The organism is Gilliamella sp. M0364, assembly GCF_016100565.1.
Lineage (GTDB): Bacteria > Pseudomonadota > Gammaproteobacteria > Enterobacterales > Orbaceae > Gilliamella > Gilliamella apis.
Map to the genome: position 1 here is coordinate 72903 of NZ_JACFSF010000006.1, position 23369 is coordinate 96271.

A 23369-nucleotide genomic window follows, 5' to 3' on the forward strand; every position below is an offset into this window, starting at 1 on the left:
ATATAACTCCTCTAAATTCTGTTTATGACTGTTGTTGCTTGTGTTCTTGTTGTTCCCATTTTTCATAAGCATTAACAATTCTAGCTACGACAGGATGGCGAACGACATCTTCACTCTTGAAAAAATTAAAACTAATATCATCAACTTCACTTAATACTTCGATAGCGTGGCGTAATCCTGATTTTTGGTGACGCGGTAAATCAATTTGCGTAATATCACCAGTAATTACCGCTTTAGAATTAAAACCAATACGCGTTAAAAACATCTTCATTTGCTCAATTGTGGTATTTTGGCTTTCATCAAGAATAATAAAAGCATCATTAAGTGTACGCCCACGCATATAGGCTAATGGAGCAACTTCAATAACACTTTTTTCAATTAGTTTTTCAACTTTTTCAAAACCAAGCATTTCAAACAATGCATCATAAAGTGGACGTAAATAAGGATCGACTTTTTGACTTAAATCACCAGGTAAAAAACCTAGTTTTTCGCCGGCTTCAACCGCAGGACGAGTTAAAACGATACGTCTAATTTGCTGTTTTTCTAGTGCATCAACCGCTGCGGCTACCGCTAAATAGGTTTTTCCGGTGCCAGCCGGACCAATACCAAAAGAAATATCATAATCTAATACATGAGCAATATATTGAGCCTGATTAGGTGTACGTGGTTTTATTACTCCACGTTTGGTTTTTATCATGACTTGCTTACTACCATGCAGATCAACATAGGCAGGAAGATGCTCTTTGGCTTTTTCTAATGCACCAGATTCTTTAATGGCTAAATGTATCTGCTCAGGTTCAATATCGATAATATTATCTTTTTGTTTAGTTTGCTTATATAGCGATTGTAATATTTCAGATGCAGCTTTTACACAGATGGTATCACCAGTGATGGCAAAGAGATTACCACGGTGATTTATTTCAATCCCTAAACGACGTTCAAGTTGTTTAATATTGTCATCATAAGGACCACAAAGACTATTAAGTCGCTGATTATCTGCTGGTTCTAGCATAGTTTCATGGGTCGTAATATTCAATGATAAGTCCTCTAATTATTCAGGTTAATGACTAAATACGCTCTTCACATAAAGAACATTTTTCAACACCTTTTAAAAAATCCATATGGCAATGATGACAAGTCACTATATCGTCACCAACTATATTATTCACAGCACTAGTTGCCTGATTATTATCTAATCCTTGGCTTTTCAACTTATTGATAACCATCGTGATAGGTGTACCACTTTTTAACTCTTGCTCAACATAAGATGCCACTTGCTGTTCAAATGTAGGTGGTATATAAGTTAAAACACTTTCATTAAAATCAGAATTACAGTGTTGACATTTAATATATCGACCTAAAGTTTGAAAACTAAAAATAGGAATAAAAAATAGTGTAAAATATTTAGCTACCTTTATTTGCGTATACTGATGTTGTTTTTGATCACCAGCAATATTTTGCTGAGCACAACAGTTTGGGCAATTAAATTGCCCTGTATTTTCATTAACTTCACGTCCTTTGGTACCAAATACAATAAACATTTAATATTCCTTATTTATAAATTATCATCTTTAATTATTAATTAAATTACACTTCTATTTGTATAATTATGGTTGATAAATACCAACGCCTAAATTATTTTCTTTACGAGTTCGCGAAATAACTGAAATTGGTGATTCACTAACCCGTAGATCCATCTGATCTTCAGTTCTCACTACTTTACCACGCAATGAGTTAGGATAAACATCGGTAATTTCAACATCAACAAATTTACCAATCATATTTGGATTGCCAGCAAAATTAACAATTCGATTGTTTTCAGTTCGGCCGGTTAATTCCATAAGATCCTTTTTAGATGGACCTTCAACTAAAATACGTTGTACGGTATTTAACATGCGACGACTAAATTGCATAGCTTGTTGATTAATACGTTCTTGAAGAATATAGAGCCGTTGTTTTTTCTCTTCTTCAGAAACATTATCTTCCATTTCCGCAGCAGGCGTACCCGGACGAGCTGAATAAACAAAGCTATAACTTAAGTCAAAATTAACATCAGCGATCAATTTCATAGTTTGTTCAAAATCTTCTTGTGTTTCACCCGGGAAACCAACAATAAAATCAGAACTGATTTGAATATCTGGGCGAACTTTACGTAATTTACGAATAATTGATTTATATTCAATTGCAGTATGCGTTCGTTTCATCAAGTTCAATACGCGATCAGAACCACTTTGTACTGGTAAATGTAAAAAGTTAACCAGTTCAGGCGTATCACGATAAACATCAATAATGTCATCGGTAAATTCAATTGGATGGCTAGTGGTAAAACGAATACGATCAATACCATCAATAGCAGCAACTAAACGTAATAATTCAGCAAAAGAACAGATATCACCATCAAAGGTTGGTCCGCGATAGGCATTTACATTCTGCCCTAATAAATTCACTTCACGAACACCTTGTTCTGCTAACTGAGCAATTTCATAAATTACATCATCACAAGGTCGACTTACCTCTTCACCACGGGTGTAAGGTACCACACAATAAGTACAGTATTTGTTACATCCTTCCATTATGGATACAAATGCCGTTGGGCCTTCACTGCGTGGTTCAGGTAAACGGTCAAATTTTTCAATTTCAGGAAAACTAACATCAACAACATGCTGGCCATTACCACTGCGGATCTGTTCAATCATATCTGGCAAACGGTGAAAGGTTTGTGGTCCAAAAATAATATCAACAAAAGGTGCTCGTTTACGAATATGGGCACCTTCTTGTGATGCTACACAGCCACCAACACCAATAATAATATTAGGGTTATGTTGTTTTAAATTTTTCCAACGACCTAGTTGGTGAAAAACTTTTTCTTGGGCTTTTTCTCGAATAGAACAGGTATTTAATAATAAAATATCTGCTTCTTCGGCATTTTCTGTTAAGGTTAAACCATGGGTGGATTCAAGGAGATCTGCCATTTTAGTTGAATCATATTCGTTCATTTGACAGCCCCAAGTTTTGATATGTAATTTTTTGCTCATCAATAACTCAGCTATATTTAATTGTTAAAATGAAAACGGGTTTAAATCCGCGATTTTAGCGAGCCATATTGTAATCCTTTGTGATTGTAGGGTCTATAATAAATATAAAAAACTATATTTATTACTTTATATATAAAAAATAAACAATTAGTTATTTATTTATCGAAAAAACAACTGATTATGATAATCATTCTTTTTATTTTATGTTATTATTCTCGCCCTATTAATATTTTTAACAATATAAGTATTTAGGTATGTCAAAAACATTTAGTCCAACAAAGCGCTTTTTAATTAAAGGCATTATTGCGACTTGTTTATTGTCTGTCACGCGAGTTGGCTTTGCTGCGGCAATGGCTCAGGTTATTGCTGTACGTGTTTGGCCATCATCAACTTATACACGAATAACGTTAGAATCAAACGCTAAACTTAATTATAAACATGCAAATTTGTACAACCCCGATCGTATTGTTATTGATATTGATAATCTCAATTTAAATCCAACTCTAAAAACGATTTCAACAAAAGTACTAAGCCGAGATCCTTTTATTAAATCGATTCGGGCATTACAGTTAGATCCCAAAACTGTTCGTTTGATGATTGAATTAAAACAAGGTATTGATCCAAATACATTTACATTACCACCAATTGCTGAATTCAAACATCGATTAGTTGTTGATCTTTATCCATCTAAACCAGCTATAACTGATGATGATCCACTGTTAGCACTATTAGAAGAGTATCAAAAAGGCGATCTCAATAAAAAACAATCTCAAATAAAATCACCATCCAATAAGAAGAAAAATTCACCTATTATCGTTATGCTTGATCCGGGTCATGGTGGTGAAGATCCTGGCGCTATTGGTTATAAAAAGACTAGAGAAAAAGATATTGTGTTGCAAATTGCTCGACGCACTTACAATTTGCTAAAAAAAGAACCCAATATCAAAGTATATATGACTCGTAATGAAGATGTATTTATACCTTTAAAAGTTCGCGTAGCAAAAGCACGATCTTTACATGCAGATCTATTTATTTCGATTCATGCAGATGCTTTTGCTAATCGCTCTGTTAAAGGCTCATCTGTATTTGCTTTATCAACCCGTGGTGCCAGTAGTTCAGCAGCCAGTTATTTAGCACAAACCCAAAATGATGCCGACCAAATAGGTGGCGTGAGTAGAAGTGGTGATAAATATTTAGATAATACGATTTTAGATTTAGTACAAAAAACAACCTTGTCTAATGGGGTATTATTAGGTTCAGCTATTTTAAATCGAATGAAAAACGTTAATAAACTACACAAACCATCGATTGAAAAAGCAGGTTTTGCGGTATTAAAAGCGCCAGATATCCCATCAGTTTTAGTTGAAACAGCCTTTATTAGTAATATCAATGAAGAGCAAAAACTTAAGACAGCTTCCTTCCAAAATCAAGTATCTAAAGCAATAGTTGATGGTATTAAAGATTATTTAAAACGTCGTAAAAATTGATCTAATAATTTTTAGATCAATTTTACCTTTACTGAATGATCATTAATCGTCGTTCAGCATTTAATTCCGGAATAGTCAGTTTAATATTTTGTTTAAGAGTAAACCCTTCAGGGATCGCATCAAGATCGCTACCTTTTAATGCGTAAAATAATCCTTGCTGGTTAGGAAGATGTTTACACCAAGTTAGCATATCTTGCAAAGAAGCAAATGCTCGGCTAATGACCCCATCAAATTTCTTCTCATTATATTCTTCTATACGACTTTGAATAGGTTGAATATTAGTTAATTTTAATTCAAATTGAACTTGTTTTAAAAAACGAATTCTTTTACCTAAACTATCCACCAGATCAAATTGTTTATCTGGATTAATTATCGCTAAAGGGATCCCAGGCAATCCTGGGCCGGTTCCCACATCAATAAAAGTATTGCCAACCAAATAAGGTGAAACAACTAAACTATCCATAATATGTTTAACTAACATTTCACTAGGATCGCGCACTGCGGTTAAATTGTAAGCTTTATTCCATTTATTAAGCATTTCAACATAATCAATCAACAGATCAATTTGCTGTGAAGTGATCGAAAGATCCGTTTGATCAATAAGATTAATGAGTTTCTTTTTTAACATAGTTTTTCTTTTTTAAATAAACTAATAACATTGAAATTGCCGCTGGCGTAATGCCAGAAATACGTGAAGCTTGGCCAATTGAAACAGGTTTATGCTGTTTTAATTTAGCAACGACTTCATTAGATAACCCTGATATTTCAGCATAATCAATGTGCTCAGGTATAAGGGTTTCTTCATTTCGTTTTTGTCTTTCAATTTCTTCAATCTGTAATTTTATATAACCATCATATTTTACTTGTATCTCAACTTGTTCAGCGGCTTGAGTATCAGTTAAACCTGGTGCAAAAAGCGATAATGATTGTAGTGTTTTGTAGCTCATTTCAGGGCGTTTCAGTAATTCTTCACCATTGGCTTCTTTGGTGAGATTAGCACTTAAAACAGCATTGACTTCGTCAATGGTTTCAATATGAGGGTGAACCCAAATATCACGAAGGCGGGCTCTTTCTTGTTCAATAGCTTCAAATTTTTCATTAAATCGTTGCCAACGATAATCATCAACCATACCAAGTTGTCGGCCTATTTCGGTTAAACGAATATCGGCATTATCTTCACGTAACATTAAGCGATATTCAGCACGCGAAGTAAACATACGGTAAGGTTCATTGGTGCCTAAAGTACAAAGATCATCAACTAGCACCCCTAAATAAGCTTGATCACGAGTAGGGAACCATTGATCTTGATCATATACAAATCTTGCCGCATTTAAACCTGCCAACATACCTTGAGCAGCAGCCTCTTCATAACCGGTAGTGCCATTTATTTGACCAGCTAAAAATAAACCTTTGATCACTTTGCTTTCTAAAGTTGGTTTAAGATCACGCGGATCAAAATAATCATACTCAATAGCATAACCAGGTCTTACTATATTCGCATTTTCGAGTCCTTTCATGCTACGGACAAAGGCTAATTGCGTATCAAACGGTAAACTGGTAGAGATCCCATTTGGATAAATCTCATTACTATCTAACCCTTCTGGTTCTAAATAGATCTGATGAGAATTACGATCAGCAAAACGCATTATTTTATCTTCAATAGATGGACAATATCGAGGGCCAACACCTTCAATCACACCTGTGTACATAGGACTACGATCTAAGCTATTACGAATGATCTCATGGGTTGTTTCATTAGTACTGGTTATATAACAAGGGATCTGTCTAGGATGCTGTTTAGCATCGCCTAAAAATGAAAATACAGGTACTGGATCATCACCATATTGAGTACCTAATTTAGAAAAGTCTATTGTTCTGGCATCAATACGTGGCGGTGTTCCTGTCTTTAATCGTCCCATTCTAAATGGATATTGATGTAAAGATTTAGACAAACCGATCGAAGCAGGATCGCCAGTTCTACCACCACTATAATTATCTAAACCTATATGGATCTTACCATCTAAAAAGGTACCTGTTGTAAGTACTACAGCTTTTGCTTTAAAAGAGACGCCCATTTGGGTAACTACACCAGTGATCTGATCGTTTTCGATGATCACATCTTCAACGGATTGTTGAAATAACATTAGATTTTCTTGGTTTTCCAGTGTAGTTCTTATTACTTTACGATATAAAGATCGATCCGCTTGAGCACGTGTTGCTCTTACCGCTGGTCCCTTACTGCTATTTAAGATCCGAAACTGGATCCCTGCACGATCTATAGCTTGCGCCATTAATCCGCCCATAGCATCAATTTCTTTTACTAAGTGCCCTTTACCAATACCACCGATTGCTGGATTGCAGGACATTTGTCCTAATGTATTGATATTATGCGTTAAAAGTAATGTTTTTCGGCCCATTCTTGCTGATGCCATTGCAGCTTCAGTTCCAGCATGGCCTCCACCAACGACGATGACATCAAAAAGATCTGGATAAAACATATAAAGCCTCGTTTTTTATATTACTGATAGATGATCACTATTTTTGATCAGGTAATTTGGTTTTATTTAGCGTTACGAATTTTACTCATCTTTTTTATTACGTCAAATGATCTATTTTGATCGCGATCTAAATTAAATAAGATCTTTTATATGATCTTTTTATTTTTACTATTATTAAGTTAGATCGTTTTTGTTGATAACTAATTTTTGTGCTTATTTTATATGATCTTATTGATCAGTTAATTCTGTTAATTGATCGGATCTTTTTTTAATTAAACTTGTTTATAACTATCTTATTTATCCACAATCTTGATTTAAATTAAGGTTATTAATACGATTATAACAGCTTATGATCGTTGTTTATCACAGAGTTATCCACAAAAAATAAGTTTGATTGCTTAAATTTTTATCTTTTATTGTTTATAAATTAGCCTTTCCAATTTAAGTTAATTAGAGGATTCTAGTTAAAAACAATTTATAATAGCAGAAGTTGTATAGATAAATATGTTGTTATGAGTATTAAACAGTTCTACAAAATTCAAAATAAGATAGTCAGTCGTACTTGGCGCCATAAACCAACTTATCCTGTTCTACCGAGTTGGGGGACTGAATTTGTCTGCATTAAAGGAATAATAGAACGTATAGATTTAGAAGAAGAGTATAATTATTTTGAATTTGTATCTAAAAGTGCAGTTGAAAATAGGATAATTAATGCTCGTATTCATGTTGTTAGATCTCTTGAGTCCAATTTTGAGAAATTTAGGAAGCGTGTTTTAGCAAAACAAGTTAATCCTTTTTTAATTAGGGCTAATTTTATTAATGTTCAAATTAATGGTGTTATTTATCGAGGTTGGATAGGTGATTGCCCTTTTCAAGCGGGTGAAGAAGTTGCTGTTATAGCGCAGTGGCAAGAAGATCATTATGAACTTTATGCTTTAGCTAAACCTGACGAAAGGATTATTAGTATATGTCCTAATTGCAGTAAAGGACGAATAGCTTATTTAATACATCAAGCTAAAGCGACATTATTTCTGATCCTTTCTTTTATGATTCTTTTTAATGTTTTTTATATTTTAGTTTGGGGTAGTCTCTATCAATTACTTCATTTAACAGCTGAATATATCTCTTTTATGAAACCTATATTCTTTGGTAGTAGTATTTTTTGTAGTATTGGTATGATTATTGAATCTATACCTAATGTTAATAAAAAAGCAAAAATAGCCGAGAAAATTTTTAAAACTTTAAATCTGCCGAAAATAGCTAGAATGGATTTAAGACGTTTTACTAATAAAAAAGTAGCTAAATTAAAACAAAAAAAGCAGCATAATAGTGTGAAACCTTCTAAAAGGTTCTTTCCTAGAAAAGATGAAAATAATTTATTTTATTATTAATTAATAATAATAAGTTAAAGTTTATAGCTATATAGCATTTTAGCTATGTTATTATTTGGTTTTTTTGTAAATTAACTAGTTTTTATATATCGACTTTTAATAGCTGCTTTTGCTAACTTGTTTTGTTCTCTATAAAAGTGATTGATTTTTGTGAAAGCAAATTTATACTTAGTACGATTGTATTTTTATTGTGAGGTTATTTTATTACTCTTTCACAGTTGCCTTTACCTTTTATATTACCTAATAACGAAACATTTGATAGTTTCTACGTAGGTGATAATCAGCTATTGTTTGATTCTTTGCAAACCTTACTTGATAGGGAAGGTTTTAATGTCTTTTATATATGGTCAGCAAGCGCAGCTGGTCGTACGCATCTATTACATGCTTCAAGCCAAAATAAATTAGCTAGTTATATTCCATTAAAACAACATGTGTTATTGGTTCCAGAAATTTTACAAGGTTTAGATAATTATGATTTGGTTTGTTTAGATGATATTGATGCTATAGCAGGTCATCGAGATTGGGAAGAGGCAATATTTGATTTATTTAACCGTCTAACTGAAAAAAATGTTAGTAAACTTTTGATTACTGCTTGCGCACCGCCTAAACAAATTCCTTTTATCTTACCTGATTTAGCTTCAAGATTAACTTGGGGACAAGTCTATCAGCTAAAAGAGTTAAATGATGAAGATAAACTAAAAGCTTTGCAACTTAGAGCACAATTGAGTGGTTTTGAGTTATCAACTGAAGTTGGCTTGTTTTTATTAAAACGGGTTAATCGCGATATGCGAACATTGTTTTCCTTAATGGAAAAATTTGAAGTTGCAACATTAGCTCAACAACGCAAATTAACCATTCCTTTTATTAAAAATATTTTGGATTTATAAAAATGACTAAAAAACCTGAAGCTATCGTTTTTTTTGATTTAGATGGTACTTTATTTGATAGTAATATAGAAGTGTTGCCAAGTTCTTATACAGCAATTGAAAAATTAAAACAAAATAATATTATACCAATGATAGCAACAGGCCGAACACCTATGGAAGCTGCTAAATTGATGAAAGATACAGGTATAAATTCGATTATAGCAATGAATGGCCAAGTTGTTATTTATGAAAAAGAAGTCATATTTACTAATAATATTGATAAAAATGTTATTACTAGATTGTATGAATTTTCAAGAGAAAAGATGAATATTCCTTTGTCTTTTTATAATTATAATAAAATGCGCGTCAGTGAAATTAATCAAGCTACTGAACAGTTTTATCGTTCTTTAAAACTAGAAATTCCCCCAGTTGATGATCAAATTTATTTAAAAGAACCTCTTCAGATGTTGTTATTACTTTGTGAACAAGGTGAATCAGCTTATCGAGAAGTCTTTCCTGAATTAACTTTTATTCGTAATACTCATTATTGTGTTGATGTTTTTAACCATGGCGGATCGAAAGGTAATGGCATTAATGAATTAATAAAAACTAAAGGTTTTGATAATGTGCCTACCTATGCATTTGGTGATGGCATGAATGATTTAGAAATGTTCTTAACCGTTGATCATCCAATCGCTATGGCTAATGCAGTTGATGATTTGAAAGATAAAGCAGAGTATATAACCGATAATAATGATAACGATGGTATTGCTAAAGCACTGCAAAAAATTGGTTTAATTTAGATTTATATATAAAAATAAGTAGATAAAAAAAGGTCATTGATAAATAACCCCTAAACATATAGATTGGCTTGCTCCAGTGACCTCTGGAATATTGGAAGGAAGATTATTTATTCTACAATAAGCAAGCCAAGCAAAAGCGATTGCTTCCATATCATCACTGTTCACCCCTTTAACATCAGTCGTTAAAACTTGCCATTTGGGTAATAATATTGATAAGCGTTCCATAATGAGTGGGTTTTTTGCGCCACCTCCACAGACTAACAATTGACATGGTAAATGCATTTTTATTGATAATTTATTAATCTCTTGGGCAATTGTGGTAGCAGTAAATTCTACCAATGTCGCTTGAATATCTTGGCTATTTAAAGCAAAGTCAGTTAATTTTTGCATCAACCAAGCTAAATTAAATAATTCTCTGCCAGTACTTTTTGGAGCGGGTAATTGGAAATAATCTTCATTACATAATGCACTTAATAAGTTTTGATTTACTTTACCTGATTTTGCCCATAAACCATCTTTGTCATAGCTTGTTCCGAGGCTTTTATTTATCCAACCATCAAGCAATACATTACCTGGGCCGGTATCGTAGCCAATTACTGGTTGGTCTGGTATTAACACAGAAATATTACTGATACCGCCAATATTTAACACTACACAGTTAATTGCCGAGTTTAAAAATATTGCTTTATGAAAAGCAGGAACTAATGGCGCACCTTGACCACCATAAGCCATATCTTTACGACGAAAATCGGCAATAGTGGTAATGCCTGTTTGGGCGGCGATGATATTGGCATCACCTATTTGCATGGTAAATGGATTAGCACCATTCGGCGAATGATAAATAGTCTGTCCATGACAGCCAATCGCTTTAACTTGTTTGTTATCAATATTATTTTGTTTTATAAATTGATTAATACTTTTAGCGTAAAGTATGCCGAGTTGATGATCGAGTTCGCCTAAATCTTGTAATGATGTTTGTTTACTATTACAAAGCGTTAATAATCGAGTTTTAATTTCGTTTGGCATTGGATAGCAATCACTAGCAATAGCGGTAATTTTTCCATTGCTGATATCAACTAATGCGATATCTACTCCATCCATACTGGTACCCGACATTACACCAATATATAAATTTTGCATAATATTACCCCTGCCGAATGATAGTGCCAGTTAGCACATCGCGAATGATTGACGGTTGTGAACGATTGCCTGTTTGACCAGCTAAAATGGGAAAATTATTACCGAATTGGTTCGCCACTTCTAACGCTGTTTTACAAGCTGGATGGCCAGAAAGATTGGCACTGGTTGAAACTAATGGCTTAGTAAATAAATCACATAATTTACAAACTAAAGGATGATCGGTAACACGAACAGCAATCGACTGATATTTTCCACTTAAAAAATCAGGGGTATTAGCATTCTTGGGAAAAATCCAAGTATTTGGTCCCGGCCAACTGTTAAACGCCATTTGTATTTGGTCTTTCGTTACTGCCGATTGATCAATATAAGGGATCAGTTGTTGATAATGACTGGCAATTAAAATCAATCCTTTATCAACCGAACGTTGTTTTAGATTTAACAGTTTATATACAGCTGATTCACTGTCAGGATCACAACCTAAACCAAAAACGGCTTCAGTTGGATAAGCAACAACTTCACCTTTTTGTAATAGTCGATTAATTTCTAGTAGAGTTAATAAGTTTGCCATCAAATTTGTATGTTTACCCAATATCATTAAAATTTATATTAAACTCAGGTAAGACTATTTGCAAATTGGCAACAATAGAATTAATAATGTTATTACAATGAATATCGCTTATTTGCTGTGATAGATAAATTAGCTTTTATCGAAAATAGCAAAATTATTCCCAATTCATTTGCGGAAAATAGTTAACTGTTAAATCAATAACCTGTTTCAGGTTGATAATTTTAACTCTTGAATCAATTAGGTCGCCTAAGCCTCGAGCATTAATGTCGTTATCAAGTACATAACAATGATGGGTGTTTTGCAAAATAGTATTTAATGTAGGGTTATCTTGACAACACATAATTACACCATTTTGCCAAAATAGTACGGCATCTTGCGCTGAAATTAACGTTGGATCGATTGTTGATTGGTTCGCTGTTGCAATGGTATGTAACATTTTTCCTCTTTTAGCGTCAAATTTACCCTTAAAAAACCCCGTTCCTCAAAATTTTTTCGGTAAAAATTCAACTTAATCTTAGTTGGTACATCTTTAATGGTTATTAGTATATAATAAGGGCTATTTATTGAGCAAAGAATTCGTTATGAAACCCATTATTTTAGCCAATGAACAATTAGCTAACGAGCAAGAGACAATATTGTTTGGTAAACAGTTGGCAAAACAGTGTTTAAATTATTTATCTAATCATGATAGTGCAATTGTTATTTATCTGATTGGTGATCTCGGTGCAGGTAAAACCACTTTTAGCCGTGGTTTTTTGCAACAATTAGGTCATCAAGGTAATGTTAAAAGTCCAACTTATACATTAGTTGAACCTTATCAATTTGATACATTTTCCGTTTATCATTTTGATTTATATCGCCTTGGTGATCCAGAAGAGTTAGAATTTATGGGAATTCGTGAATATTTTTCCTCAAGATCTATTTGTTTGATTGAATGGCCTATGCAGGCAAGAGGTATGTTACCTGCTGCTGATATTGAAATTCATTTGGCCTATTCAGCACTTGAACGTACGGTTAGTGTGCAAGCTAATAGTGAAAAAGGTCAAGCTATTATCAATCCATTACAATAAAAATTAGCGAAAAAACAATGAAGAAAATATTAACTTTTTTTATATTATTACTACTATGTAGTTCAGCTTATGCGGCAAAGGTTGTTATTGCCGTCGATGCTGGACATGGTGGTAAGGATTCTGGTGCTGTTGGTAAAAATGATTTATATGAAAAAAATGTAACGTTATCGATAGCTAAAAAATTAACTAATTTATTAAATAAAGATCCTAATTTTAAAGGGGTTTTAACCCGTAATACCGACAATTTTATTTCAGTCCCTCAGCGTTCTGATATTGCGCGTAAAAATAAGGCAAACTTACTAATTTCTATCCATGCTGATGCCGCACCGAATCGTAATGCTTCTGGTGCATCAATTTGGGTATTATCTACTAAACGCGCTGATACTGAATTGGGGCGTTGGCTGGAACAGGATGAAAAACAGTCACAGTTATTAGGTGGCGCTGGTGATGCATTAAGTGATGATCACGACCAAAATTTAAGCCAAGCAGTACTCGATTTACAATTCTCTTATTCGCAGCGTGTTGGTTATGAACTTGCTAGTCAGGTTTTAAAAGAGATGAAAGGGGTTATTAAATTGCATAAAGGTGTACCTGAACATGCTAGTTTAGGCGTATTACGTTCACCTGATATCCCTTCAATATTGATTGAGGTTGGATTTATTACTAATCAAGCTGAAGAAAGTTTGCTGGCTAGTAATGCTCATCAAGACAAGATCGCTAAACTGATTTATCAAGGCATAAAAAATTATGTCAAAAAAAATCCTAATTTTGGAGAACAGCATTAATGGCAATTCAAATTCTATCACCGCAACTAGCTAATCAAATTGCTGCTGGTGAAGTGGTAGAACGACCAGTATCAGTAATTAAAGAGTTAGTTGAAAACAGCCTTGATGCAGGTAGTACGCAAATTGATATCGATATTGAACAAGGCGGTAGTAAATTAATTCGCATCCGTGATAATGGTGGTGGTATTGCTAAAAGCGAATTAGCATTAGCTTTAGCTCGCCATGCGACTAGTAAAATTAGCTCGTTGGATGATTTAGATAGCATAATGAGCTTAGGCTTTCGTGGTGAAGCATTGGCTAGTATTAGTTCTGTTGCTCGATTAACTTTAACGTCACGTACCGCCGATCAATCTGAGGCATGGCAAGTTTATGCTGAAGGTCGAGATATGAAACCAACCATTAAACCTGCGGCACATCCTGTTGGCACTTCGGTTGAAGTTCTGGACTTATTTTATAACACCCCTGCTCGGCGTCGTTTTCTCAAAACCGAAAAAACTGAATTTATGCATATTGAAGAATTTGTTAGGCGTATAGCTCTGGCTCGGCCTGATGTCACTTTCAATCTGCAACATAATGGAAAACTCATTAAACAGTATCGAGCATCTGCACTTGAAAAACGCGTTGAATTGGTTTGTGGACGTACATTTGTGCAAAAAGCAGTAAAATTAGATTGGCAACATGATGATTTGTTAATTCAAGGATGGGTAGCAAGTAATGAAATCAGCGATCTGCAATATTTTTATGTTAATGGTCGAGTAATAAAAGATAAATTAATTAATCATGCGCTACGCCAAGCTTATATTAGTCGAACTAATGAACAACAAAGTTATGTGGTTTTTCTACAAATTGATCCTAAACAGGTTGATGTTAATGTTCATCCAGCTAAACACGAAGTACGTTTTCATGAAGCAAGATTAGTGCATGATTTTGTTTATCAAGCTATTGTTATGGCTCTTGAATCAAGCCAACAGCTTACCGATGATGAAAAATTGATAATAACACCAAATCGACAAGCTGCTGGTGAAAATATTTTTAATCAAAAAATAACCACGGAGCCTAAAAGCTATTCTACGACTAACGTATTACCCAAAAAACCGATTAATCATGTTAAAGAAAATGCAATTTATGGTCAATTAATTGATACTAAACCAAGCTTTGAAATTGAGAAAACGCAATCTAATCAGTTGCCGTTAGCCGATGATAATGATTCAATAACTGCACCACAACAAGCGGTTATTGAGGGGTTATTTCCTAAACGAAATGTACCATTACAATCACTGCAACAGCAACTTGATAGCTCTTCATTAGTACAGTTTGGTCGAGTATTAACCGTTATTCAACCTGATATAGCTTTACTTGAAAAATTGCAAGATAGTCAGCAAACATTTATGCTTATGAAGTTAAATATTGCTGAGCAAAAAGTAAAAGCAATAAAATTATTATCTCAAGAGTCAGAAAAACTACTGATTCCACTAACAATTTTAGTCAATCAAAAAGAACAACAAGTATTAAGTGATTATCGACCGCAATTAAATTTTTTAGGATTTGATTTTTATATTGATAAAGCCAAATTTCATTTGCATAATGTGCCGAAAATGTTGCGAACTACTAATTGGCAACAATTATTACCAAGTTTAATTGATTTTCTTTTATCTGATCAATCGTCTGTTATCGATCCTACGCAAATTGCAATGTGGTTGGCAGAAAATAGTAGTGATAATTATGTGGAGAGTTGGAGTGTAACCAAAGCTATCCAGCTATTAGCACAACTAGAACAGATAGATATTAATTTATTAAAAAAAGATACGTTTTTGTATCCGATTGATCTTCAATCTTTATCACAATCAATTTTATCATGAATAAAGCAAAAATTATTTCATTAATGGGGCCCACTGCATCCGGTAAGACGGCTTTTGCCATGGAACTTTATGACAAATATCCGATTGATATTATTAGTGTTGATTCGGCGCTTATTTATCGTGGTATGGATATTGGTAGTGCCAAACCAACTAAACAAGAACAGCAAAAATATCCTCACAAATTGATTGATATCTGCGATCCAGCTGAAAGTTACTCGGCAGCTAATTTTCGGCATGATGCGATTGAAGAAATTGAAAAATCGTTAAGTAATGGTCGAACGCCATTACTGGTTGGTGGAACAATGCTGTATTTTAAAGCTTTAATTGACGGGCTTTCACCTCTTCCTGCTGCGGATAGTGAGATACGGCAGCAAATTGAAGAAAAAGCCAATAAATTAGGTTGGCAAGCGATTCATGAGGAGTTAAAAAAGGTTGATCCAGTGTCAGCTCAGCGAATTCATCCAAATGATCCGCAACGGCTTAATCGTGCATTAGAGGTTTATCTCATTTCTGGTAAAAGTTTAACTGAGCTTACCCAAGAAAGTGGTGAAGCATTACCTTATGACATTATGCAGCTAGCTATTATGCCGGAAGATCGAGCTGAGTTACATCAACGTATTGAGCAACGTTTTTTACAGATGTTAGATCAAGGTTTTGAAGAAGAAGTAAAAACACTTATGCAGCGTTCTGATCTGCATACCAATCTACCTTCTATCCGTTGTGTAGGCTATCGTCAAATGTGGGAATATCTCAATGGCGATACTAGTTATGATGAGATGGTGTTCAAAGGTATTTGTGCTACTCGTCAATTAGCGAAACGGCAAATTACTTGGCTTAGAGGCTGGAAACAACCGATAACATGGTTAAATCAAGATAATAAAGATACTGTTTTTAAGCATATTTTTTAAATTATAAATTACAGCAATAGGTATTAGTGTTTTTTCTATTTGATTATAATAATAAACAAAAATTTTTCATTTAGATAACCTTTCTAAATTTAGAATATCTATCATGTATGTTTTTTTGTATGAATTTCGTTAATTTTTTAAATTTTTAGTTATTTGTGCATAAATTGTAGTTGATTAGTTTAAGAGCTGGGTTTTTTATGTTATTTTGATAAATACTACATAAGTATGTTATGTTGCAATCGGATAGATCATCATTTCGATTGTATATTTATTTATCTTTATATTTTTATTTCATCTTAAAGGATAAACTCATGTCAAAAGGGCAGTCATTACAAGATCCTTATTTGAATTTGCTTCGTCGCGAGCATATTCCAGTATCAATTTATCTAGTTAACGGTATTAAATTACAAGGACAAATTGAATCATTTGATCAGTTTGTTATTTTATTAAAAAATACTGTTAGTCAAATGGTATATAAACACGCAATCTCTACTGTTGTTCCTTCAAGACCAATTTCTGGTTTAGTATCTCAGCCTGAAGAGGAAAGCGAAAGCTAATTATTTGAGTGGAGAATGTGATTGTTTGAGCGATATAAAGGCGGCGAGTCTGCTTTATTAGTCCATGTATTCTTCCCTCAAGAAAGCGATATCGAGGATTTAAAAGAGTTTGAAGTGTTAGTTTCTTCTGCTCAAATTGAAATTCTCGATATTGTGACAACCTCAAGAAAGTCCCCGCAAGCTAAATATTTTATTGGTGAAGGAAAAGCATTAGAAATCGCCGATAAAGTAAAAGAACTGAATGCTTCAGTTATTCTAATCAATCATACCTTAACCCCAACTCAAGAACGAAATTTAGAACAACTATGTGAATGTCGTGTAGTGGATAGAACAGGATTGATTCTGGATATTTTTGCTCAACGTGCTCGAACCCATGAAGGTAAGTTGCAAGTTGAATTAGCGCAATTACAATATCTGTCAACACGTTTAGTTCGAGGTTGGACTCACTTAGAACGTCAAAAAGGTGGGATTGGTCTTCGTGGGCCGGGTGAAACTCAGTTAGAAACCGATAGACGATTAATCCGTCAACGTATTCAATTAATTTTATCAAGACTTGCGAAAGTTGAAAAACAACGCAATCAAAATCGTCAATCTAGACAAAAAGCAGATTTATCAACGGTATCACTAGTTGGTTATACCAATGCTGGCAAATCGACACTATTTAATGCACTAACTAATGCTGATGTTTATGCTGCCGATCAATTATTTGCTACGCTGGATCCAACCTTAAGACGCATTATGGTTGATGATGTTGGCGAAGTTGTTTTAGCTGATACGGTTGGATTTATTCGTCATTTACCTCATGATCTGGTTGCAGCTTTTAAAGCGACTTTACTTGAAACACAAGAAGCATCACTGCTATTACATGTTGTAGATGCTGCTGATCCTAATTTATTAGATAACATTCAAGCTGTTGATGAAGTTTTACTTGAAATTGATGCCCATGATATTCCTACTTTGTTGGTAATGAATAAAATTGATTTAATGGAAGGTAAGCAACCAAGTATTGATCGTGATGAAAATGGTGTGCCAATTCGAGTTTGGATTTCAGCACAAAATAGTTTAGGATTAGATCTCTTATTTACTGCATTAAAAGAACGGCTTGCCGGTAAGATTCAAGTTTGTCAATTAAACTTGCCTATCCATCTAGCAAAACTTAGAAGCCGTTTATATAAATTAAATGCGGTGGAACATGAAGTCATTAAAGATGACGGCAGTTTTCAGCTAAATATAAGAATGCCTTTAATTGAATGGAATCGCCTCTGTAAACAAGAGCCAGATCTGTTATACTTAATCAATACGCAAAATAACAACTAATTGTTAAATGGAGCATATAAAATATGGCGTGGAATCAGCCCGGTAATAACGGACAAGATAACGACCCATGGGGAAATAATAAGAAACCTTCCAATTCGACGGGAGGGATATTCGACCAAATTAAAGATCTCTTCAAAAAAGGGAGTTCAGGTAATAATCGAGGACCTTCTGATATTAAGCTATCAATGAATAGTTCAAAAATTATTTTGTCAGTGATAGTTGTTCTTATCCTAATTTGGGCGGTAAGTGGTTTTTATACTATCAAACAAAATCAACGAGGTGTGATAACTCGTTTTGGGCAAGTTCAACCTGAAATTATTCAACCTGGTTTGAATTGGAATCCATCATTCATTGATAAAGTTTATAAAGTCGATACGCAAGGTACTTATAACTTCAATGTGCATGGCGATATCATTACAACAAGTGAAAAAGGTGAAAACTTAGTCTTTGTTGAAATGAACGTACAATATCGTATTAGTGATCCAGTTAAATACTTATTTAATGTGACTAATGTTGAAGATAGTTTACGTCAAGCTGCGGATAGTGCACTTAGGACTTCAGTAGGTAGTTCTAACATTGATGCTATCATTTCAGATGGTCGTTCAGATTTAGAAGATAGTACTAAAGATGAATTAAATAATGTTATTTCTAATTATGATATGGGGATTACTATTGTCGATCTTAACTTCCAAGTTGCTCGTCCTCCTGTAGAGGTACAAGATGCTTATGCTGATGCAATTAGAGCTCAAAATGATAGTGAACGTGAAATAAAACAAGCTAAAGCAGATAAAGTCCAATTAGTTCAGCAAGCTGAAGGTCGTTCGGCGACCATTCTAGCGGATGCAAATGCTTATAAAGTAAAAGTAGAATTAGAAGCAATTGGTGATGTTGCTCGGTTTGAAAAATTGTTACCGCAATATAAAGCTGCGCCCGAAATTACTAAAGATCGTTTATATATCGAAACGATGGAAAAAATATTAGCTAAAACGCAAAAAGTTATTGTTAATGATAAGAGTGGTAATTTATTAGTACTACCGTTAGAACAATTATTAAAAAATAAAAATGAGCAATCATCTGAATCAACTACAGCAAATTCTGATAGTGATTATAATATTAATCTGCCAAATCCTTTAGATGCAGAAAATGCTCAACAAAATGGTGTTGAAGCAGAAAATCATAGCTCAACTACTACTAATAATAATTCTAATAATCGCACTAGACGAACTATGGGTCGATAAGGAGAAAAAAGAATATGCGAAAATTATTGATTCCTATAGTTTTAATTTTAATTGGCGTACTTTTTTCAAGTATCTATGTGATAGAAGAGGGTACTCGTGGTGTCGTTTTACGTTTTAATAAAATTATTGGTTTATCTGAACCTGGGTTACATTTTAAAATGCCATTAATCGATAGCGTTAAAACTATTGATGCCAAAATCCAAACTACCAATAGTTCAAATAATAATAATGAACAACGTTTTTTTAATGTACAAAAGAAAGAACTGATTGTGGACTATTTTGTGCAATGGAAAATTGTTGATTTTAACCGTTATTACGAAACTATTGCTGGTGGTAATGATGTTAATGACTTAATTTTAGCTCGCTTAAATGGTCGTTTACGTTCTGAGATTGGTAAACTAAATAATCGAGATATCATTAATGATTCTAATGCCGATACCAAATCAAGAAATTCATTAATGGCGCGAGTTAAAGATTCGTTAAATGGTTCATCACAAGATGGTGAAGAAAATTTACCGATTGATAAATTAGTTACTGATGCGAAAAAAGATCCTGAAAACAGTAAAACTAGTTTGAGGGCTTTCGGTGTTGATGTAATTGACGTTCGAATTAAACAAATTAATTTCCCTGCTGAAGTCTCTGAATCGATTTATGCTAACATGAGAGCCGAACGTGAAGTTATTGCTCGTGACAAACGTTATGATGGTATCAAACAAGCTGAGGAAATAAGAGCTGAAGCTACATTTGAAAAAACCAAAATTATATCAGAAGCTGAACGTCAATCTCGTTCAATTCGTGGTGAAGGTGATGCAAATGCAGCTAAACTTTATGCTGACGCTTTTGGTAAAGATATTGAGTTTTTTAGCTTTATTCGTAGTTTAAAAGCTTATGAACAAAGCTTTACAGGTAATGATGTTATGGTCATTAGCCCTGATAGTGAATTTTTCCAATACATGAAATTAAAGTCTAACAAATAATACAATGAGTAAATAAACTATGAGTAATAATGTTGTTGTGCTAGGTACACAATGGGGTGATGAAGGCAAAGGTAAAGTTGTTGATTTACTCACAGAAAAAGCCAAATATGTAGTACGTTATCAAGGCGGACATAATGCTGGTCATACTTTAGTTATTAATGGTGAAAAAACAGTATTGCATTTAATACCATCTGGTATTTTGCATAATGATGTCATAAGTATTATTGCTAATGGTGTTGTACTTTGTCCTGAAGCACTTATGAAAGAGATGAAAGAGCTTGAAGATAACGGTATTCCAGTGAAAGAAAGGCTACTTATTTCAGAATCATGTCCTTTAATTTTGCCTTACCATATAGCATTAGACCAAGCCCGAGAAAAAGCTCGTGGTAATAAAGCAATTGGTACCACCGGTCGTGGTATTGGTCCAGCATATGAAGACAAAGTAGCCCGTCGTGGACTACGTGTTGGTGATTTGCGTGATCGTCAGGCATTTGCTGAAAAATTAAAAGAAGTTATGGAATATCATAATTTCCATTTAGTCAATTACTATCAATCAGAAGCTGTTGATTATCAGAAAGTACTTGATGAAACATTAGCGATTGCTGATATTTTGGTGGCAATGATTGCTGATATTCCTACATTACTTGAAAATGCGCGTAAAAATGGCGAAAGAATCATGTTTGAAGGTGCACAAGGCACTTTACTTGATATCGATCATGGTACCTATCCTTATGTGACTTCTTCAAATACTACTGCTGGTGGCGTGGCAACAGGATCTGGTTTTGGTCCTCGTTATGTTGGTTATGTATTAGGTATTGTTAAAGCTTATTCAACTCGTGTTGGTGCTGGTCCTTTCCCAACGGAATTATTTGATGAGGTTGGTGAATATCTCTGTAAGCAAGGTAATGAATTTGGCGCAACCACCGGTCGTCGCCGCCGTACTGGATGGCTTGATGCTGTTGCGGTACGCAAAGCGGTACAACTTAATTCAGTTTCTGGCTTTTGTTTAACTAAGCTTGATGTTTTAGATGGACTTAAAGAAGTCAAAATCTGTGTTGGTTATCAATTACCTAATGGTGATGTGATTAAAAATGCACCGGCTGCCGCTGAAGATTGGAGTTTAGTTAAACCAGTATATGAGTCTATGCCAGGTTGGAGCGAATCAACTTTTGGTATAAAAAGTTATGACGCTTTACCACAAGCGGCTAAAGCTTATATCAAGCGAATTGAAGAATTAACTGAAACACCAATTGATATTATCTCGACTGGACCAGATCGAAGTGAAACTATGATTTTACGTGATCCATATTCGGTGTAATTTAGCATACAGAAAATCGGGGTAACTATCCCGATTTTTTATTTTTTGCTTGTTAATAAAGTATAATCATTAAATCTCTAAGAGGATACTATGGCAAAAATAGGGACACCACTTTCATCAAATGCTACCAAAGTATTACTTTGTGGAGCCGGTGAATTAGCCAAAGAAGTTGTTATTGAATTACAACGTTTTGGCTGTGAAGTTATTGCTATTGATCGTTATGCCAATGCCCCTGCGATGCAAGTTGCTCATCGTTACCATATTATCAATATGCTAGATGGTAATGAACTTAGAAAAGTTATCGAGGCTGAAAAACCTGACTATATTGTTCCTGAAATAGAAGCAATTGCTACTGACACCTTAGTAGAATTAGAAAAAGAAGGGTTTACTGTTATCCCTACCGCTAAAGCGACGCAATTAACCATGAATCGTGAAGGTATTCGTCGTCTTGCTGCTGAAGAACTTAAATTACCAACCTCTCCATATCGGTTTGCTGCAACTGAAAGCGAGTATAAACTTGCGGTTAAGGAAATCGGTTTTCCTTGCTTAGTTAAACCGGTTATGAGTTCTTCTGGTAAAGGGCAATCTTTATTAAGAAGTGAAGCTGATATTGAATCTTCATGGAAATATGCTCAAGAAGGTGGTCGTGCCGGAAGTGGTAAAGTTATTATTGAAGGCTTTGTTGACTTCGATTATGAAATAACGTTATTAACCGTTAGACATATTAATGGTGTTTCATATTGCCAGCCTATTGGTCATCGGCAAGAAAATGGTGATTATCGAGAATCATGGCAACCTCAGCCGATGTCGGCTAATGCATTGTCTTTAGCGAAAGATATTGCTACCAAAATAACCGAAGCTTTAGGTGGTTACGGATTATTTGGCGTTGAATTGTTTGTGAAAGGTGATCAAGTCTGGTTTAGTGAAGTATCTCCACGACCACATGATACCGGCATGGTAACATTAATATCGCAAAATCTTTCTGAGTTTGCATTACATGCTAGAGCGATTTTAGGATTACCAATACCTTTAATAGAACAATATGGTGCTAGTGCATCAGCAGTATTAATCGCAAATGGTGATTCTGACAAAGTTGCATTCTCTAATTTAGATAAAGTACTAAGTGAAGCAGACACTGATCTACGTTTATTTGGTAAACCTGAAGTAAAAGGTATAAGAAGAATGGGAGTTGCATTAGCTAAAGCGCCAACTGTAGAAAAAGCGGTTGAAAAGGCTGTTAATGCTATTAAACAGCTAAAAATAACCTTTTAAATGGCTTTGTTGAGTAAAAAGCAATCACTTGAAGAAAAAAAAGCAAATTTTGTAAAATAGGGGTTGACGTAGACAGGTGAAATGAGTAACATACGCAACCCTTGAGACAGCAAACTGAAACAAGAAATTGTGAAGTAAATTAAAAGGCTGTCAGCTCTTTAAAAAGAAGAAACAAACAATCTGTGTGGGCACTTGCGAGACGAAAAATTAAAAGTCTACGGACTGAAAAAAATTAAGTCTTGATAAGTGACACTGAAGATTCATTTGAATTATGTCAGAG

21 protein-coding genes and 1 pseudogene are annotated in these 23369 nt (G+C 34.1%); 14 read left to right on the forward strand and 8 right to left on the reverse strand.

Features of this window, described 5'->3' with window-relative positions; translation table 11 throughout:
* Positions 1 to 22: 22 nt before the first annotated feature.
* The 3 genes from H3U96_RS08580 to miaB form a co-directional block, all read right to left on the reverse strand.
* The gene (locus H3U96_RS08580) at positions 23 to 1036 is read right to left on the reverse strand and encodes a PhoH family protein (RefSeq protein ID WP_065613529.1); all 1014 of its coding nucleotides are present in this window, start codon (positions 1034 to 1036) and stop codon (positions 23 to 25) included.
* A gap of 31 nt (positions 1037 to 1067) precedes the next feature.
* On the reverse strand, positions 1068 to 1541 hold the full coding sequence (locus tag H3U96_RS08585; protein WP_034900926.1) for a zinc-ribbon domain-containing protein: 474 nt from the start codon (positions 1539 to 1541) through the stop codon (positions 1068 to 1070).
* A gap of 66 nt (positions 1542 to 1607) precedes the next feature.
* Positions 1608 to 3035 carry a tRNA (N6-isopentenyl adenosine(37)-C2)-methylthiotransferase MiaB gene (gene miaB, locus H3U96_RS08590; RefSeq protein ID WP_086321121.1) on the reverse strand — a complete coding sequence of 476 codons (1428 nt, stop codon included), beginning with the start codon at positions 3033 to 3035 and terminating at the stop codon, positions 1608 to 1610.
* A gap of 254 nt (positions 3036 to 3289) precedes the next feature.
* Between miaB and H3U96_RS08595 the strand changes: the two genes are divergently transcribed.
* Positions 3290 to 4522 carry an N-acetylmuramoyl-L-alanine amidase gene (locus H3U96_RS08595; protein ID WP_198196317.1) on the forward strand — a complete coding sequence of 411 codons (1233 nt, stop codon included), beginning with the start codon at positions 3290 to 3292 and terminating at the stop codon, positions 4520 to 4522.
* A gap of 28 nt (positions 4523 to 4550) precedes the next feature.
* Here H3U96_RS08595 and rsmG read toward each other — a convergent pair whose 3' ends face one another.
* On the reverse strand, positions 4551 to 5150 hold the full coding sequence (rsmG, locus tag H3U96_RS08600; RefSeq protein WP_198196319.1) for a 16S rRNA (guanine(527)-N(7))-methyltransferase RsmG: 600 nt from the start codon (positions 5148 to 5150) through the stop codon (positions 4551 to 4553).
* Complete coding sequence (gene mnmG, locus H3U96_RS08605) at positions 5128 to 7020, reverse strand: tRNA uridine-5-carboxymethylaminomethyl(34) synthesis enzyme MnmG (protein ID WP_065579028.1); 1893 nt, start codon at positions 7018 to 7020, stop codon at positions 5128 to 5130. The genes rsmG and mnmG overlap by 23 nt, the downstream gene beginning before the upstream one ends.
* Positions 7021 to 7532: 512 nt before the next feature.
* On the opposite strand from mnmG, the gene H3U96_RS08610 reads away from it, so the two are divergent.
* The 3 genes from H3U96_RS08610 (at position 7533) to H3U96_RS08620 (ending at position 10080) form a co-directional block, all read left to right on the forward strand.
* Positions 7533 to 8411, forward strand: a complete 879-nt coding sequence (locus tag H3U96_RS08610) for a putative type VI secretion system effector (protein ID WP_065579027.1) — start codon at positions 7533 to 7535, stop codon at positions 8409 to 8411.
* 203 nt (positions 8412 to 8614) lie between these two features.
* On the forward strand, positions 8615 to 9298 hold the full coding sequence (gene hda, locus H3U96_RS08615) for a DnaA inactivator Hda (protein WP_065579026.1): 684 nt from the start codon (positions 8615 to 8617) through the stop codon (positions 9296 to 9298).
* Positions 9299 to 9300: 2 nt separating this feature from the next.
* Positions 9301 to 10080: a Cof-type HAD-IIB family hydrolase gene (locus H3U96_RS08620; RefSeq protein WP_086361137.1), complete on the forward strand. Its 780-nt coding sequence runs from the start codon at positions 9301 to 9303 to the stop codon at positions 10078 to 10080.
* A gap of 33 nt (positions 10081 to 10113) precedes the next feature.
* Here the strand turns inward: H3U96_RS08620 and H3U96_RS08625 are convergent, their stop codons facing one another.
* The 3 genes from H3U96_RS08625 to tusB all read right to left on the reverse strand — a co-directional run bounded on the left by H3U96_RS08625 (position 10114) and on the right by tusB (position 12224).
* Positions 10114 to 11220 (reverse strand): anhydro-N-acetylmuramic acid kinase, encoded by a 1107-nt coding sequence (locus tag H3U96_RS08625; protein WP_086361138.1) that lies wholly within the window; start codon positions 11218 to 11220, stop codon positions 10114 to 10116.
* Between the two features lie 4 nt (positions 11221 to 11224).
* Positions 11225 to 11788 (reverse strand): Sua5/YciO/YrdC/YwlC family protein, encoded by a 564-nt coding sequence (locus H3U96_RS08630; protein ID WP_086361147.1) that lies wholly within the window; start codon positions 11786 to 11788, stop codon positions 11225 to 11227.
* Positions 11789 to 11942: 154 nt separating this feature from the next.
* Entirely contained in the window at positions 11943 to 12224 is a 282-nt protein-coding gene (gene tusB / locus H3U96_RS08635; protein WP_198196321.1) for a sulfurtransferase complex subunit TusB, read from the reverse strand.
* Between the two features lie 145 nt (positions 12225 to 12369).
* On the opposite strand from tusB, the gene tsaE reads away from it, so the two are divergent.
* From tsaE to purT, 10 genes and pseudogenes are all read left to right on the forward strand, one after another.
* Positions 12370 to 12858 (forward strand): tRNA (adenosine(37)-N6)-threonylcarbamoyltransferase complex ATPase subunit type 1 TsaE, encoded by a 489-nt coding sequence (tsaE, locus tag H3U96_RS08640; protein ID WP_086361140.1) that lies wholly within the window; start codon positions 12370 to 12372, stop codon positions 12856 to 12858.
* A gap of 59 nt (positions 12859 to 12917) precedes the next feature.
* Positions 12918 to 13622: pseudogene (locus tag H3U96_RS08645) on the forward strand (N-acetylmuramoyl-L-alanine amidase); the annotation flags it as partial.
* A gap of 20 nt (positions 13623 to 13642) precedes the next feature.
* The gene (gene mutL / locus H3U96_RS08650) at positions 13643 to 15502 is read left to right on the forward strand and encodes a DNA mismatch repair endonuclease MutL (RefSeq protein ID WP_065579020.1); all 1860 of its coding nucleotides are present in this window, start codon (positions 13643 to 13645) and stop codon (positions 15500 to 15502) included.
* Positions 15499 to 16410 carry a tRNA (adenosine(37)-N6)-dimethylallyltransferase MiaA gene (miaA, locus tag H3U96_RS08655; protein WP_086361141.1) on the forward strand — a complete coding sequence of 304 codons (912 nt, stop codon included), beginning with the start codon at positions 15499 to 15501 and terminating at the stop codon, positions 16408 to 16410. Before mutL ends, miaA begins: the two co-directional genes overlap by 4 nt.
* Positions 16411 to 16721: 311 nt before the next feature.
* The gene (gene hfq / locus H3U96_RS08660; protein ID WP_065555596.1) at positions 16722 to 16967 is read left to right on the forward strand and encodes an RNA chaperone Hfq; all 246 of its coding nucleotides are present in this window, start codon (positions 16722 to 16724) and stop codon (positions 16965 to 16967) included.
* Between the two features lie 21 nt (positions 16968 to 16988).
* Positions 16989 to 18284: a ribosome rescue GTPase HflX gene (gene hflX, locus H3U96_RS08665; RefSeq protein ID WP_086361142.1), complete on the forward strand. Its 1296-nt coding sequence runs from the start codon at positions 16989 to 16991 to the stop codon at positions 18282 to 18284.
* 23 nt (positions 18285 to 18307) lie between these two features.
* Positions 18308 to 19522, forward strand: a complete 1215-nt coding sequence (hflK, locus tag H3U96_RS08670) for an FtsH protease activity modulator HflK (protein WP_198196323.1) — start codon at positions 18308 to 18310, stop codon at positions 19520 to 19522.
* 14 nt (positions 19523 to 19536) lie between these two features.
* The gene (gene hflC, locus H3U96_RS08675; protein ID WP_086361144.1) at positions 19537 to 20499 is read left to right on the forward strand and encodes a protease modulator HflC; all 963 of its coding nucleotides are present in this window, start codon (positions 19537 to 19539) and stop codon (positions 20497 to 20499) included.
* 19 nt (positions 20500 to 20518) lie between these two features.
* Positions 20519 to 21817 carry an adenylosuccinate synthase gene (locus tag H3U96_RS08680; protein ID WP_086365684.1) on the forward strand — a complete coding sequence of 433 codons (1299 nt, stop codon included), beginning with the start codon at positions 20519 to 20521 and terminating at the stop codon, positions 21815 to 21817.
* Positions 21818 to 21907: 90 nt separating this feature from the next.
* Positions 21908 to 23089, forward strand: coding sequence for a formate-dependent phosphoribosylglycinamide formyltransferase (purT, locus tag H3U96_RS08685; protein ID WP_198196325.1), 1182 nt, complete (start codon positions 21908 to 21910; stop codon positions 23087 to 23089).
* Positions 23090 to 23369 lie beyond the last annotated feature (280 nt).